Origin of the sequence: Variovorax sp. PvP013, assembly GCF_050435945.1 — a bacterium.
Lineage (GTDB): Bacteria > Pseudomonadota > Gammaproteobacteria > Burkholderiales > Burkholderiaceae_C > Variovorax.
Window position 1 is genome coordinate 173,327 of sequence record NZ_JBNDLF010000006.1, and the last position, 14,179, is coordinate 187,505.

The 14,179-nt window shown below is 64.6% G+C and carries 13 protein-coding genes and 1 pseudogene; 10 read left to right on the forward strand and 4 right to left on the reverse strand.

Going from position 1 to position 14,179, the window contains the following annotated elements; translation table 11 throughout:
• The first annotated feature begins 8 nt into the window (after positions 1-8).
• The 9 genes from ABID77_RS16800 to ABID77_RS16840 all read left to right on the forward strand — a co-directional run bounded on the left by ABID77_RS16800 (position 9) and on the right by ABID77_RS16840 (position 8,634).
• Positions 9-305, forward strand: a complete 297-nt coding sequence (locus ABID77_RS16800; protein WP_429598199.1) for a XapX domain-containing protein — start codon at positions 9-11, stop codon at positions 303-305.
• Between the two features lie 104 nt (positions 306-409).
• Positions 410-2,311, forward strand: coding sequence for an amidohydrolase (locus ABID77_RS16805; protein ID WP_429598311.1), 1,902 nt, complete (start codon positions 410-412; stop codon positions 2,309-2,311).
• A gap of 2 nt (positions 2,312-2,313) precedes the next feature.
• Positions 2,314-2,724, forward strand: a complete 411-nt coding sequence (locus tag ABID77_RS16810; RefSeq protein ID WP_429598201.1) for a DoxX family protein — start codon at positions 2,314-2,316, stop codon at positions 2,722-2,724.
• Complete coding sequence (locus tag ABID77_RS16815) at positions 2,711-3,799, forward strand: porin (RefSeq protein WP_429598203.1); 1,089 nt, start codon at positions 2,711-2,713, stop codon at positions 3,797-3,799. The genes ABID77_RS16810 and ABID77_RS16815 overlap by 14 nt, the downstream gene beginning before the upstream one ends.
• Entirely contained in the window at positions 3,789-5,384 is a 1,596-nt protein-coding gene (locus ABID77_RS16820; protein ID WP_429598205.1) for an MFS transporter, read from the forward strand. Before ABID77_RS16815 ends, ABID77_RS16820 begins: the two co-directional genes overlap by 11 nt.
• Before the next feature lie 37 nt (positions 5,385-5,421).
• Complete coding sequence (locus tag ABID77_RS16825) at positions 5,422-6,243, forward strand: alpha/beta fold hydrolase (RefSeq protein WP_429598207.1); 822 nt, start codon at positions 5,422-5,424, stop codon at positions 6,241-6,243.
• 63 nt (positions 6,244-6,306) lie between these two features.
• Positions 6,307-7,257, forward strand: coding sequence for an AraC family transcriptional regulator (locus ABID77_RS16830; RefSeq protein ID WP_429598209.1), 951 nt, complete (start codon positions 6,307-6,309; stop codon positions 7,255-7,257).
• Between the two features lie 34 nt (positions 7,258-7,291).
• Complete coding sequence (locus ABID77_RS16835) at positions 7,292-7,954, forward strand: antibiotic biosynthesis monooxygenase (protein WP_429598211.1); 663 nt, start codon at positions 7,292-7,294, stop codon at positions 7,952-7,954.
• A gap of 455 nt (positions 7,955-8,409) precedes the next feature.
• Positions 8,410-8,634 carry a hypothetical protein gene (locus ABID77_RS16840; protein WP_429598213.1) on the forward strand — a complete coding sequence of 75 codons (225 nt, stop codon included), beginning with the start codon at positions 8,410-8,412 and terminating at the stop codon, positions 8,632-8,634.
• An 11-nt stretch (positions 8,635-8,645) separates the two neighbouring features.
• Here the strand turns inward: ABID77_RS16840 and ABID77_RS16845 are convergent, their stop codons facing one another.
• Entirely contained in the window at positions 8,646-10,037 is a 1,392-nt protein-coding gene (locus ABID77_RS16845; RefSeq protein WP_429598321.1) for a hypothetical protein, read from the reverse strand.
• Positions 10,038-10,105: 68 nt separating this feature from the next.
• Here ABID77_RS16845 and ABID77_RS16850 point away from each other — a divergent pair, with 68 nt between their 5' ends.
• Positions 10,106-10,513: a DUF3106 domain-containing protein gene (locus tag ABID77_RS16850; RefSeq protein ID WP_429598313.1), complete on the forward strand. Its 408-nt coding sequence runs from the start codon at positions 10,106-10,108 to the stop codon at positions 10,511-10,513.
• Between the two features lie 364 nt (positions 10,514-10,877).
• On the opposite strand, the pseudogene ABID77_RS16855 reads toward ABID77_RS16850, so the two are convergent.
• The 3 genes and pseudogenes from ABID77_RS16855 to ABID77_RS16865 form a co-directional block, all read right to left on the reverse strand.
• Positions 10,878-11,345 (reverse strand): annotated as a pseudogene (locus ABID77_RS16855) (FecR family protein); the annotation flags it as partial.
• Positions 11,345-12,649 carry a surface lipoprotein assembly modifier gene (locus ABID77_RS16860; RefSeq protein ID WP_429598215.1) on the reverse strand — a complete coding sequence of 435 codons (1,305 nt, stop codon included), beginning with the start codon at positions 12,647-12,649 and terminating at the stop codon, positions 11,345-11,347. The pseudogene ABID77_RS16855 and the gene ABID77_RS16860, both read right to left, overlap by 1 nt.
• A 415-nt stretch (positions 12,650-13,064) precedes the next feature.
• Positions 13,065-13,829, reverse strand: a complete 765-nt coding sequence (locus ABID77_RS16865; RefSeq protein ID WP_429598217.1) for a M48 family metalloprotease — start codon at positions 13,827-13,829, stop codon at positions 13,065-13,067.
• Positions 13,830-14,179: the final 350 nt, after the last annotated feature.

A 14,179-nucleotide genomic window follows, 5' to 3' on the forward strand; every position in this document is an offset into this window, starting at 1 on the left:
CGCGCGCGATGAAGCCGTACATCATTGCACTGGCACTCGGCGTGCTGGTCGGCGTCATCTATGCGCTGTTCAGCGTGCGCTCGCCGGCGCCGCCGATCGTCGCGCTGGTAGGCCTGCTGGGCATCCTGGCCGGTGAGCAGTTGCCGTCGCTGGCGAAGCGGCTGTTCCTGCAAGGCCCGATCTCCACCTCGTGGCTCGATCATCAGGTCGCACCGCACATGTTCGGCGAGCTGCCCAAAGGCACACAGGCCGCGAAAGCGTCCGAACCCTTGGAAACACCGGCCGACGACGGCCTCCCCTCATGACGAATTCGTTCGACACACCACGCCGCCGCAAATTTCTCGGCACCCTCGGCGCGACCATGGCGATGCCGTCCATCGCGCAGCAACGCTTGTCCAGGAGCACAACGATGGCCAATGCCTCCACACCTGAAGTCATCCTGCACAACGGCCGCTTCACCACGCTCGACCGCGCGAACCCGGTCGCGAGCGCGGTTGCCATCGGCGCGGGCCGCTTTACGCATGTCGGACGCAGTGAAGACATCCTGCCGCTGGCCGGCGCCGCCACGCGCGTCATCGATCTGCAGGGTCGCACGGTGCTGCCGGGATTGATCGACAACCACTTGCACATCATTCGCGGCGGGCTCAACTTCAACCTCGAGCTGCGCTGGGATGGCGTGAAGAGCCTGGCCGACGCGATGGACATGCTCAAGCGCCAGGTCGCCGTCACGCCAGCGCCGCAATGGGTGCGCGTGGTCGGCGGCTTCACCGAGCATCAGTTCGTCGAGAAGCGCCTACCGACCATCGCCGAGCTCAACGCGGTGGCGCCTGACACGCCTGTCTTCCTGCTGCACCTGTACGACCGCGCCCTGCTCAACGGCGCCGCACTGCGCGCCGTCGGCTACACGAAGGACACGCCGGCCCCGCCCGGCGGCGAAATTGTCCGCGACGCGGCCGGCAACCCCACCGGGCTGCTGCTGGCCAAGCCGAACGCGACCGTGCTGTACGCGACGTTGGCCAAGGGGCCGAAACTGCCTTTCGACTACCAGCTCAATTCCACGCGCCACTTCATGCGCGAGCTCAACCGTCTCGGAGTGACGGGCGCCATCGATGCTGGCGGCGGTTACCAGAACTATCCCGAGGACTACCAGGTTATCCAGCAGTTGGCCGAGGCCGGGCAACTCACCATTCGCCTGGCTTACAACCTGTTCACGCAGAAGCCGAAGCAGGAGAAGCAGGACTTCCTGAACTGGACCGCCAGCTCGAAGTACAAGCAGGGCGACGACTACTTCCGCCATAACGGCGCTGGCGAGATGCTGGTGTATTCCGCCGCCGACTTCGAGGACTTCCGCCAGCCGCGTCCCGACATGGCGCCCGAGATGGAAGGCGACCTCGAAGGCGTGGTGCGCGTGCTGGCCGAGAACCGCTGGCCGTGGCGCCTGCACGCAACCTACGATGAGACCATCGAGCGCGCGCTCGATGTGTTCGAGAAGGTGAATCGCGACACGCCGTTGGCCGGACTGAACTGGTTCTTCGACCACTGCGAGACCATCTCCGAGACATCGATTGACCGCATCGCCGCGCTCGGTGGCGGCATTGCGGTGCAGCACCGCATGGCCTACCAGGGCGAGTACTTCGTTGAGCGCTACGGCGCGGGTGCGGCGGAGGCGACGCCGCCGGTCAAGCGCATGCTGGAGAAAGGCGTGAAGGTCTCGGCCGGCACGGATGCGACGCGCGTGGCTTCGTACAACCCGTGGGTGTCGCTGTCGTGGCTGGTCACCGGCAAGACGGTCGGCGGCATGCAACTCTATCCGCAGCGCAACTGCCTCGACCGCGAAGCCGCGTTGCGCATGTGGACCGAGAACGTCACCTGGTTCTCCAACGAGGTCGGCAAGAAGGGCCGCATCGAGGCCGGCCAGCTCGCCGACCTGGTAGTGCCCGACCGCGACTTTTTCGCCTGTGCCGAGTCCGACATCGCCGACACCACGGCACTGCTGACGATGGTCGGCGGCAAGGTGGTCTACGGCGCCGGTCCTTTCCAGAGACACGACGAGAGCGCTCCGCCGCTGGCCATGCCCGACTGGTCGCCCGCGCGAACCTTCGGCGGCTATGCGGGCTGGGCCGATCGGGCGCCTGTTGCCGAAGGCAGGCCCTTGCAATCGACCATGCACCGTATCGCGGCCGACTGTGCTTGCGCCAACGACTGCAACGTGCACGGTCACCAGCACGCGACCGCTTGGAGCAGCAAGCTGCCGATCTCGGATCTTAAGAGCTTCTGGGGTGCGCTCGGCTGCGCCTGCTGGGCAGTTTGAGAATGCGCGCGTTTCACAACCTCTTCACGGCACCGGCGGTGCGCTGGCTTGCGCTGCTCTTCCTCTGCGCCGCGTATTTGCAAGGCGGCTTCAACAAGGCGACTGACTTCCCATCGGCCATCGCGGAGATGAACCATTTCGGGCTCTCTCCTGCCGGGCCGATGGCGGTGCTGGTGATCGTTTTCGAGATCGGCGCTGCACTAATGATCCTCACCGGCTTTTACCGCTGGCTCGGCGCTATGGGATTGGCCGCCTTCACGTTGCTGGCGACCTTCGTCGCCAACCGCTTCTGGGACATGGCCGGCATTGAGCGATTCATGACCGCCAACGCCTTCTTCGAGCACTGGGGTCTCGTCGGCGGTTTCCTGCTAGTGGCATGGCACGACTTGCACGCGGACGATGACAAGCGTTGAGGTGCACGGGCCGACCTGCACGCTGCTCCTGCCAGGCGTCGCCGCCGTGTCGCGCGGCATCGCTGCGACGCAGGCGACGGTGCGCGTGTTCGGCAACATCGACCTGAACCTGACCGACTCGAAAGTCCCCGGCGCATCGAACCTGGCCATGGATCAAGGCAGCTATCTGCTGCCGAGCCGCTTCGGCTTCCGCAGCGATGGGCAGCTCGGAAGCGGTTTTGCTGCAAGCTCCTGGCTCGAAGCCGCCGTCGTTCCCGATACCGATGCAACGGCAAGCGCGTTCACACGCCGCTCGACGATCGGCTTGTCGAGCGAGGAGCTCGGCAAGATCAGACTGGGTCGCGACTGCACGCCCACGTTCTGGAACGTCAGCAGCTTCTCGCCGTTCGGCACCGTCGGCGCGGGGGGCGGCAGCAACACCATCGAGGGATGGCCGCTCGGGCTCGGGCGAGCCACGACACAGCAGCGTGCAAGCAACGCGGCCGGCTACTTCCTACCGCCCGACCTTGGCGGCGTTTACGGCCAGTTCATGGCGGCTGCCGGCGAAGGCATCGACGGCGCGCGCTGCACGGGCGGACGACTGGGCTACGAGGCAGGATCGTTGAATGTCGCTGCCGCCTTCGGTCGAACACCGGCGGCGTCGATCGAAGCGGTCGGCCAGCCCTCGCGCCGAGCCTACGAAACGGCCAACCTCGGCGGCACGTACGACTTCGGCATCAGGACCGGCATCGGCATCGGCAAGGTCTACGTCTTTCGGAATCAGCAGGTGCTCGGACCCGAGCAGCAGACGAGCACCCTCGTCGGCGTGGCTGTTCCCGCGTGGGACTGCTCGATCAAGGCGATGTTCGCACGATCCGTTCTTTCGATGCGTTCCGTTTCGAAGGCCGACCGGATTGCGCGTCAGCGCGCGTTCGGCTACGTCCATGCGTTGAGTCAAGGGACCGTGCACTGCGGAACCTGGTCGCGCATCGTCAACGAGGGCGATGCGGCTTACGCCACAGGCGACACCTCGCCCGAGGGCAGACCCAACGGCACGTCCTCCGCACTGCAGATCGGGATCAACCATGCCTTCTGAAAAGCCCTCCTCCGCAGTCTCATCCGGCAGCTTCGCGCCGCTGCGCCAGCCGATCTTCGCGGTGCTGTGGGCTGCTACCGTGCTCGGCAACATCGGCAGCTTCATGCGCGACGTCGCCAGCTCGTGGATGGTGACCGAACTGTCGGCCAGCCCTGCTGCCGTCGCACTGATCCAGACCGCTGCCACGTTACCCATCTTTTTGTTGGCGATTCCTGCCGGCGTCCTGTCGGACATCCTCGACCGGCGGCGCTTCCTTATCGCGATACAGATCCTGCTGGCCTGTGTGAGCGGCACGCTGCTGGTGCTGGCTCGCACCGATTCGCTGACCGTCGAATCGCTGGTTGCGCTGACTTTCGTTGGCGGCATCGGCGCGGCGCTGATGGGGCCGACCTGGCAGTCGATAGTGCCGGAACTGGTGCCGCGCAGCGACCTCAAGAATGCGGTCGCGCTGAACTCGCTGGGCATCAACATCGCCCGCGCGCTCGGCCCGGCGGCCGGCGGGTTGCTGCTCGCGAGCTTCGGTGCTGGCGCGGCCTACGGCGCGGACGTGGCGAGCTATATGTTTGTGATCGCGGCGCTGGTTTGGTGGAAGCGACCGTCCGCGGTCGACACCGGCCTGTCGGAGCAGTTCTTCGGCGCTTTCCGGGCAGGCCTGCGCTATGCGCGTGCCAGCACGGAACTGCATGTCGTGTTGCTGCGCGCAGCGGTGTTCTTCCTGTTCGCCAGTTCGGTCTGGGCGCTGCTGCCGCTGGTCGCGCGTGGCATGCTCAGCGGCAGCGCTGGTTTCTACGGCGTGATGCTCGGCGCGGTCGGTGCGGGCGCCATCCTCGGCGCGCTCCTGCTGCCCAGACTGCGCCGTCGGCTTGATGCAGACGGGCTGGTGCTGACGGCGTCGGTGCTGAGCGCGCTGGTGATGGCAGCGCTGTCTTTGGCGCCACCGCAATGGCTAGCCGTGCTGCTGATGCTGGTGCTGGGCATCGGCTGGATCATCGCGCTGACGACGCTGAACGGCGTCGCGCAGGCGGTACTGCCGAACTGGGTGCGCGGGCGCGGGCTGGCGATCTACCTGATGGTGTTCAACGGCGCAATGGCCGGCGGCAGCCTGAGCTGGGGCCTGATCGCGCAACAAGCCGGCATACCGGCGACGCTGCTGATCGGTGCAGCCGGCCTGGTCGTTGTCTCGCTGCTGTTTCACCGCGTGAAGCTGCCGACCGGCGAGGCCGACCTGCAGGCGGCCAACCACTGGCCGGAACCGATGCTGACCGAGCCGTTCGCGCACGATCGTGGCCCGGTGATGGTGCAGATCGAGTACCGCATCCGCAAGCAGGACGTTGCAGCCTTCCTGCGATCGATGAGGCAGGTCGCGCAGGAGCGCCGGCGCGACGGTGCCTATGCCTGGGGCGTGGCCGAACACACCAGCGAGCCCGAGCGTGTCATCGAGTGGTTTCTGGTCGAGTCGTGGGCAGAGCACCTCCGCCAGCACGCACGCGTATCAAAAGCCGACGCCGACATGCAGGGTGAGGCACTGCGTTTCCACATCGGGCCGGAGCGCCCGGCTGTGCATCACTTCCTGGCGCTCGACTGAGCCCGAACCCGTTTTCATCACTATTCAAGGAACCGACATGCCCACCATCACCACCCGCGACAGCACCGAGATCTACTACAAGGACTGGGGCTCCGGCCAGCCCATCCTGTTCAGCCACGGCTGGCCGCTGAACGCCGATATGTGGGACGCGCAGATGCTGTTCTTCGCGTCGCGCGGCTACCGTGCCATCGCCTTCGACCGCCGCGGTTTCGGACGGTCGAGCCAACCCTGGACCGGCTACGACTATGACACCTTCGCCGATGACATCAAGGCGCTGGTCGACCACCTCGACCTGAAGAACGCAGTACTGGCCGGCTTCTCGATGGGCGGCGGCGACGTGACGCGCTACATCGCGCGCCATGGCTCGTCCCGCATCGCCAAGCTGGCGCTGATCAGTGCCGTGACGCCGATCTTCGGCAAGAGCACCGACTACCCGCAAGGTGTCGACCTGTCGGTGTTCGCCGGCATCAAGGCTGGCCTGGCCGCCGACCGCCCGCAGTTCCTCGACAACTTCAGCACGCTCTTCTACGGCACCAATCGGCCCGGGGCGAAGGTATCGCGGGGCGTGTTCAAGCAGACGCTGTTCATCGCCCTGCAAGCCTCGATCAAGGCGACGATCGACTGCGTGACTGCGTTCTCGGAAACGGATTTCCGTCCCGACATGGCGAAGATCGACGTGCCGACGCTGGTCATCCACGGCGACGACGACCAGGTGGTGCCGTTCGAGACCACCGGCAAGCTGTCGGCGCAGTTGATCGCCGGCGCCACGCTCAAGGTCTACGCCGGCGCGCCGCATGCCACGGCCCTGACGCATGCGGACCAGCTGAACGAGGACCTGCTGGCTTTCTTGCAATCTTGACGTCAGCAAGGACTGCTACGCTGGCGGGCGCAAATTCCTGCTGCCAGACGACAAGGTGGTCCCATGCCAATCACACAATCGCTCGCCGTCCCGGCCATGGATTCGCTCGGCTGCACCTCAAGCGCGCTCCACCGTGACCAGGAGCTCATTGGCAGCGGCATCCGCTTCTATCGCAAGCGCACGGACGAAATACTCGGCTTCGTCGAGACACCTGCTACAAACCGCGGCTTTCTTGTCGGTGTATCGATGCAGTCCGGCCACAGACGACGCATCCTTCAGGAACGCCATGCGTCATCACACGACTTCGACGCCCAGTCGATCTACGTGCGCAACTTCGCTGACCATTACCGTGCCGACCTCAAGGGACCCTTCGATTTTGTGCTGATGGAGCTTTCCCTTGGCTTCTTTGAGCAAACGGTCGACGAACTCGATGTGCGCGGCAAACAGATACGGCCAAGGATACAGGCGCTCGAACACGTGGCTGGCGTCAAAGACCCGGTGCTCAGCGCGCTGGCTGCAGCTCTCGCTCCGGCGCTGGAACACCCGAAATCCGCAAGCGCGCTTTTTGTCGATCAAATGGGCGTGGTGATCGGCACGCACCTCATTGAAACGTACGGCGGTGGTGCGGCGGCGGCAACGAAAAAACAGCGTGGCCTTTCGCACCTTCATGAAACGCGCTCGAAAGAAATTCTGCGCAGCCACATTGACGGCAAGATTTCCATCGCTGATGTCGCCGAGGCCTGCAACATGTCGCGCAGCCACTTCATCCGCGCATTCCGTATGACCACTGGACAGACGCCGCACCAGTGGCTGCTCAAACAACGCGTGGAGTTGGCGATGGGTTACCTACTGAATTCGCAGTTGTCGTTGGGAGAAATTGCGCATGAATGCGGCTTTGCGGACCAGAGCCACTTCACGCGCGTGATTACGCAGGCAATTGGCACGTCCCCAGGAAATTGGCGACGTCAAGTCCGTGGCCTCGGCCGCGCTGGAAAATTCTCCTTACGCCGATGAAAGTGCGCTTGTTTATGAATTGGCTTGAACATCGATGAAAGCAAACGAAAATCCAACGCACGATCACCATGACAACTTGGCATGGGGTGAGGACACCCGTGAGCCTGCGCTGCGAACAGCGAGCCTGGCCCACGTGTCGTCAAGAGCGTTGCCGAGGCCCGATAGCGTCACTGTCGCGATCGAGCAACGCCCACGTCCCAACGCCATCGTCGCCTACGAAGACTGGTTGAAGCGCATCGTCCCGGTGGCCGAGCGATTTCCCGGGCACCGCGGGGTGCACATCATTCGCCCGGGCGACAACGGCAAGATCTACACGATCACACTGCGGTTCGACTCGCTTCTGCATGCCGAGGACTGGTTTCAGTCTGCCGCGAGACAAGAATTGCTCGAAGAAGTAGAGCCGTTGCTGGTGGGTGCTGAGTCACGCCACACCGTCACCGGACTTGAGTTCTGGTTTGACGCGGCCAGTGGCGCGAAGCCGCCGCGCCGGTACAAGCAGTTTTTACTCACGCTGCTCGCGATTTTTCCCCTCACCATGGCTGTACCAGCATTTGTAGCGTGGAGCGCCGGCGTGGTGCCCATGCTCCAGAACTATGTCGTGGCGCACTTTACCGCTGCCGCGATCGTCGTCGCGCTCATGGCCTACGTCGTGATGCCACGCCTCACGCGGTGGGCTGCCTCTTGGCTGTACAAATGAGCTGATGCGCAAGCCTTGGTTGAGTTGTCGACCAGAAAAGCCGTGTCGACGACAAGACCGCACGCATTGGCACCACCGAGCGACGGCGAACTGGGGCATCACTATGACGTAACAGGAGCATCGATTGATGAATTGGTTGAATTCATTGACCTAAGATTACACGCATAATCTCAGGCTCAAATCGGAGCGCACAAAAGTGCTCTTGCTATCGAATCCGCCGTCCCCCGCAGTGCGGCGCTTCGTGCGTCACATCGGTCTGCACCACTTTGCTTGCCTGCGTGCGGTTGTCTAAGGCCTAGACATGCCTGCCAAGCAGTCCGTGGCAGTTGGTCAACAAGAAGACCGGCGATGACCGCGACCACAAGATGCTCGACACCAAGGCGTAGTCGCAGGCGACCATGGCCGAGGTGCTGCGCTTCATCGACGACTAGCCCATGAGCGTCACGAGCGCGCGCATGAGTTTCATCCTGCGCTTAGTCGAAACGGTCGGCCTGCGCTCGGCCAAGCTGCTCGGCGCCAAGTTGCAGGACCTCCGTCTCGAAACCGAGGGTTGGGTGCTCCAGGTCCATGACAAAGGTGCCCACAACCGCATCGCCGCCATCCCCGAGCAGGCGCTCGATGCGTTGCGGACTTGCCTCGACCATCGCGGGCTGGGCAATCTGCAGAACGCGCCGCCTTAAACTTCCTTGCCTTACGGCACCCTCTGGAACACCGCAGCGCCGTTGACGACGCCGATGGTGGATGAGCTGCCGGTGAAGCTGTAGGCGATGCCAGCGCGGTAGGCATTGGCACCGCTGAATACGCCGTTGATCACCGCTGCGATCGGCGCGCCATTGCTGCCAGTGCCGGGCACGATGATCGCGGCGTCGTAACCGCCGGGCTGACGGAATTGGCCGGTGCCACCGACGGTGTAGGTGGTGTTGCCAAAACCCAGATTGAGCAGCGTGCCGACGGTGGCATTGGTGAAGTTGGCGGTCAACGTGCCGCTGTTGAGCGTACCGGTGCCGCGCGTGGTCGACACCGGCGCGCTGCCGCCGACCAGGTTGTAGCTGGCGGTGCCGCTGGTGGGCATCGAGGCGTTGGTGGTCGGTGTGGCGACGATGTAGTGCACGTTGCTGATCACCGGCAGGCCCGTCGTGCCGTTGATGTTGCCCGACTCCCAGCTGCCCCATCCGATGAAATCGAGGCTGCCAGGCACGCCGATGCCGCCGGCACGGGCGCTGGAGGCAGTGACAGGCCCGTTCTTGACGATGTCGGGCTGGGAGCCGCGTGGCCGCGATTCGATCAACTCGGCACCCTGGAAGAAAACGCGGTCACCGTCTGGGACAGTGATGCGTTGGGCCGGTCCGCCGATGGAGTTCAGGTAGGCGAAGCTGGTGACATAGGACGCCGCGAAATTGCCGACGTTGGAGGGTAGAGTGCCGCGCGCGCCGGCCTGGGTGAACGCCAGGGCGCCGCCGAAGCTGCCGACCGTAGTGGTATTACCCTCGAAGGTCAGACCTACTTTGGTACCGGCAGCATTGGCGAAGAAGCCGGCAACCGAGGCTCCCAGGCAGGGGTTGGCCACGCCGGTGCAAGTCGCGCCGGTGATACCGAGTACGCCCGACAGCGTCGCGCCGTTGCCGGCGAGGGTGCCATTCAGGTTGTAGCGTTCAGCCACCGAACCTGTGCCATTGGGCAGATCGACGGCCACTGCCAACGTCCCCAGGGAGTTGGTGTTGCGGGTGAAGAAGTCGACCGACAGACTGGCCGAGGCGATCGAGCCAACGCGGTTCTGGCTGGTGTAGACCGGCGTCGCTGCGGCAAGCGAATAGGTGGCCCGTTGGTTGGTCAGGACAAACTGCGGCGCGATGGGTACGCCGGTGACATAGGCGAAACGGGTGTCCAGGCTGGCGGAGGCGCCAACCGTCCAGGTCGACGTGCCCCAATTGCCAAGCTGCAGCAAGTCGCCCGCTGCGGCGCTGCCGCTGCTGTAGAAGTTTGCGCTTGCCACGGCTGCACCGTTGCGAGTGACTGACGTGGTACCAGAGGCGAAGCGCTGTAGCTGGCCGTCGGTGTCATAGGTCGCGGTGGCAGCGCTCAAGGTGCGCTGCTGCAGGGCGCCAGTAAACGACGTGGAGAGACCCCGAACGGTGAGGCCCGAGGTGGTCGGTGCTGGTGCTGGTACCGGAGCAGGTGCAGGCGATGGCGCTGGAGCAGAAACAAGAGGTGGTGCTGGCGCCGGAGCGGGTACAGGCGATGGCGCCGGAGCAGAAACAAGAGGTGGTGCTGGCGCCGGAGCGGGTACAGGCGATGGCGCCGGAGCAGAAACAAGAGGTGGTGCTGGCGCCGGAGCGGGTACAGGCGATGGCGCCGGAGCAGAAACAAGAGGTGGTGCTGGCGCCGGAGCGGGTGCAGGCGATGGCGCTGGAGCAGAAACAGGAGGCGGTGCTGGCTCGGGTGCGGGTGCGGGCGTCAGCCCAGGCGCCGGCGCAGGTGTCAAGGACGGCACAGGCACTGGAGCCGGGACCGGTAACGGCGCTGGGGGAGCAGGCGGAATCGGTATCGGCGCGGGAGTAGGGACGGGTGCAGCCACCGGCGCAGGGGCGGGCGTAGGCGCTGGGCTCGCTGCAGGCGGGAGCGGCGCGGGCGTCGCCGGCCGCTGTTCAACAGCAGCCTGAGCCACCACCACCGGGCGGCCGGCAGCGTCGCTCTGGTTGGCCACAGTCTGCGGCGCTTGCGCCTGGGAGAGCGCCAAGACCGGCAAGCTGGCGCGTTCGCTGGTGCGACTCGGCAGCGCGCCGGCGGAGTTGGCCTTGACCAGTGCGGTCTCGCCGACCGTCAGACCGATGCATCCGCTGTCGGTGCAGACTTCGATCGCATCCTGCTCCCCTGCCACCTTCAGGCTGCGGTCGGCCGGATCGAAGAAGGCAGTGAAGCCCGGGCCGCGGATGCCGATCGTGCCGGTGGGCGTCTGTACCTTGTAGCTGTCATGGTTGCGCTTGCCGATCTCCCCCGTGATGGAGCGCAAGCCGCCCTGCAGCAGGCTGACCTTGTAGCGGTCCTGCTTGGGATCTTGCCGGTCAGCGTAGTCGGTGATGGCGAGTTGCGTCTCAGGCTGCAGTGCGACCAGGCTGCCGTCACTGAAACGGATCTGCACCCGGCTGTCCGCACGGGTGGTCAGCAAGTCGCCGCTCTCCACGGCAGAGCCCTTGCGCAGCGTCACCAAGGCGTCCTGCCGACGCACGATGACCTCGCCGACGGCGAACTGCACCGTACCGGCGGCGGTCGCGGCGGCAGACCCGGTGGTCTGAGCGGCCACCGGAAAACAGGCAGCCACAGCGAGGGCCAGGGTGGCTTTGCGAAAGCGGATTGCGGTGGTCATGGTGTGTTCCAGCAATGCGGTGCGCATCAGAAATCCCGGCGCGCAGTGACCGACACGACGGCCTTGCGAAAATCGGCGATCGGCGAATTGGAGGCGACGCGTGTCAACGCGAGCTGCGGCGTCACCCGCCACAGGGGTACCGGATCCCAGGTCATGCCGAGGTTGAGCGTGGTCTGTCGGTCGGTGCGGCGAATCAGGAAGAACGGGTCGTCGCCGCCGAAGCGCCGGTACTCGAAGCCAAAAGTGGCGAAGGCGGCCCACTGCTCGGCCACCGGTGCCTGCATGCCGGCGCGCAGGCCGACGAGCTGGTGACCGAGCTGGTCGACACCGTCGGCACGGGTGCTTTCCCGACCGACGTAACCGCCGCCGTAGGCCAGTGGTCCGCTACTAAAACGGTGGGCGTATGAGGTGCCCAGCACCACCCGGTCGGTGTCTCGTACCGATTGCTGCGGGTAGTGCAGCCGGGCATATTGGAGGTAGCTGTCCCACTGGCGGGAGCCGTCAACGCGGTAGACCCATTCGGCGGTGCCACCAGCGGTCTGGCGCAGCTGGCTGCCGCCGTACTCGAAGGTGCTCAGTTGGCTCGCCAGGATCACCTCATTGCGCTCGTGCCGGTAGGAGACCCCGGCGTTGGCGTCGGCTTGCGCCGTGCTCATGCCGCTCGCTGACGAGATGTTAGGGCGCGCCGACAAATTGGCGCCGGCGATCATCGACCAGCGCGGGTCCAGCACGAAGCGGCCCGACAGGCCGCCAGCCACGCTGGCGAAGCTCGACGGGCGCTCGACGCCAGCTGGGTTCAGGGTGAGAACCAGTCCGCCCAGCGCCGGCACGGCGATGTTGGCGCCAGCCGGGCCACTGTTGACGTTGCTGTCGTAGCCGACGCCTGCTTCGACGTAGCCACGCACCGCCGAGCGGCCTGCGTCCTCGACCCGGGCGATGGCGTTTAGGAACTGGTCAATGGTACGGGCGGCGCCCTCGGGCACCTGCTGGCCGCTGCGGGCCTCGCGCAACAGGGTGCGCGCTGCCTGGTTGTCGCCTACCGCGAACAGCGCGCGGCCGAGTTCGGCCTGAATACGAGCTTGGCCGGGCTGCATCGCCAGTGCGCGTTCCAGCGCCAGCACAGCGCGCGGATAGTTGCCGACATCGTTGGCCGCGATGCCGAACACGGAGTCAAAATCGGGGTCGCCGGCTCGAGCGGCTTCATGGCTCTCCAACAGGTCGTACGCGGCGCGCGCCTTGCCGGCCTGCTGCAAGGCGGCGGCATCGCGCACGAGGCTGTCGAGTTCTGCATGAGCGCTAGCCAAGCAGCCGGCAAAGGCGCACAGGGTCAAGAAACGGGCTGGAAAAGCAGGTCGCATGGCGCAGGCGTGGAAACGGGAGGACCGCACGCCAAGCCAATGCGACGGAGCTAATCGGACCGGAATCTGACTTGGTTAGCGTTTGTGGTAGGCATTGTGTCGCGCTTACTCAATGTGGTTGCTGTTACTCCGCTTAATCTTCTCAAAAAGGCCATTCGGGCCACAAAGAGTTGCTGTTAAGCAACTCTGTGCCTGTCCCAAAGTCCGCCAGTCGCGCTTCCCAGACCACCTGCTATGAATGGTCTGCGCAATGCGGAGCAGGTTGTGCCATCGAAGGCACGTAATTCAAGCCAGATTGGCCATGCCGGACTTGGGAGACTTCCCCAGCAAAAGCCATCGAGCGGCCCGCTACCGAGAGGAACTGCCACATCCAGCCGGGTGAACGTCCTTACTTACCGCTGTCTAGTCGCTTTTGCATCGCTGCAGCGCGTTCGGTCGACGGCGGATGCGAGCTCAACAGCGAGCTGCCCGCAGAATGGCCCTCGCTGAGCTTGGCCAATTTCTGGAAACCGGTCACCAAGCCCTTGCGTTCGAGCTTGCGCTCGCTCAACAGGTCGAAGGAGTAGCCGTCTGCCGCGTTCTCTTGCGACTGCGAGAACTGGGCATTGACAAACTTTTCCGCCAGATCGCCCGCCTGGGATTGCGACAGCTGGGCCGCAATGCCGCCTGTCGCACTGGCCAGGCCACGTGCTGCCGTTGCAACGTAGGCGGTCTGCATGCGGGCCTTCGAATGGCCCAGGGCCACATGACCTATTTCGTGGCCGATGACGCCGCGCAGCTCGTCGTCGTTCATCAGGTCCATCAGTCCGCTGTAGACACGGGTGCAGCCGTTGGCCATGGCCCAGGCGTTCACGTCCGGGGTCAGGTACACACGGTAGTTGGCGGTTTTGCCATTGACCGTGGTGGGCATGGCACGGATCACTTGGTTCAGCCGGGTGGTGTACTTGCTGCCAGCCGGAGCGATCTGGTTTTTCTGGTCCATGGCGCCACAGGACTGGTCGGACATGGCGGTGATGTCGCCATCACTGAGTGACATGGCCTTCATGGCCGAACCGCCCACGTCGGTCAGCTTGCTGACGTCCATGGTCTTCATGGTCTCGCAGCCGGAAAGCGCAAGAGTGGCGAGAACAGCAAGGGAAAGGTGAAAACGCATGGCTGAATCAGTAAAAAAGGGAAGGATGAAAAGAGGCACAACAAGCCTTGTCGACTGTTGTCGCCTTGAATCATACGGTTACAGGCACCGGCTTGGCGGATGTGGTGCGACGCTTTGACCAGCTCTCCAGCATGTTTCTAGCATCGGTCTCGATGCCTATGGTCGCTCCGCTGGATTTGAGAGAGGCGGCTGTTTCATGTCTGCTAATACACGTTCCCCGCGATGAAGCATGCGGTCGCCACCTGTTCCGCGGATGACCAGTGGCGCAACATGCGTCCGCCGCTTGTCAAGCTCGACAGGGCGACTGGCGACAAGGTCATGGCAAACCTGCAGGCCCTCTCCTGCCACAT

What these genes read in the sequence shown, in the direction of transcription:
- ABID77_RS16800 (WP_429598199.1), top strand. Translation starts at nt 9, where the DNA reads ATGAAGCCGTACATCATTGCACTGGCACTCGGCGTGCTGGTCGGCGTC.
- ABID77_RS16805 (WP_429598311.1), top strand. Translation starts at nt 410, where the DNA reads ATGGCCAATGCCTCCACACCTGAAGTCATCCTGCACAACGGCCGCTTC.
- ABID77_RS16810 (WP_429598201.1), top strand. Translation starts at nt 2,314, where the DNA reads ATGCGCGCGTTTCACAACCTCTTCACGGCACCGGCGGTGCGCTGGCTT.
- ABID77_RS16815 (WP_429598203.1), top strand. Translation starts at nt 2,711, where the DNA reads ATGACAAGCGTTGAGGTGCACGGGCCGACCTGCACGCTGCTCCTGCCA.
- ABID77_RS16820 (WP_429598205.1), top strand. Translation starts at nt 3,789, where the DNA reads ATGCCTTCTGAAAAGCCCTCCTCCGCAGTCTCATCCGGCAGCTTCGCG.
- ABID77_RS16825 (WP_429598207.1), top strand. Translation starts at nt 5,422, where the DNA reads ATGCCCACCATCACCACCCGCGACAGCACCGAGATCTACTACAAGGAC.
- ABID77_RS16830 (WP_429598209.1), top strand. Translation starts at nt 6,307, where the DNA reads ATGCCAATCACACAATCGCTCGCCGTCCCGGCCATGGATTCGCTCGGC.
- ABID77_RS16835 (WP_429598211.1), top strand. Translation starts at nt 7,292, where the DNA reads ATGAAAGCAAACGAAAATCCAACGCACGATCACCATGACAACTTGGCA.
- ABID77_RS16840 (WP_429598213.1), top strand. Translation starts at nt 8,410, where the DNA reads ATGAGTTTCATCCTGCGCTTAGTCGAAACGGTCGGCCTGCGCTCGGCC.
- ABID77_RS16865 (WP_429598217.1), bottom strand. Translation starts at nt 13,829, where the DNA reads ATGCGTTTTCACCTTTCCCTTGCTGTTCTCGCCACTCTTGCGCTTTCC.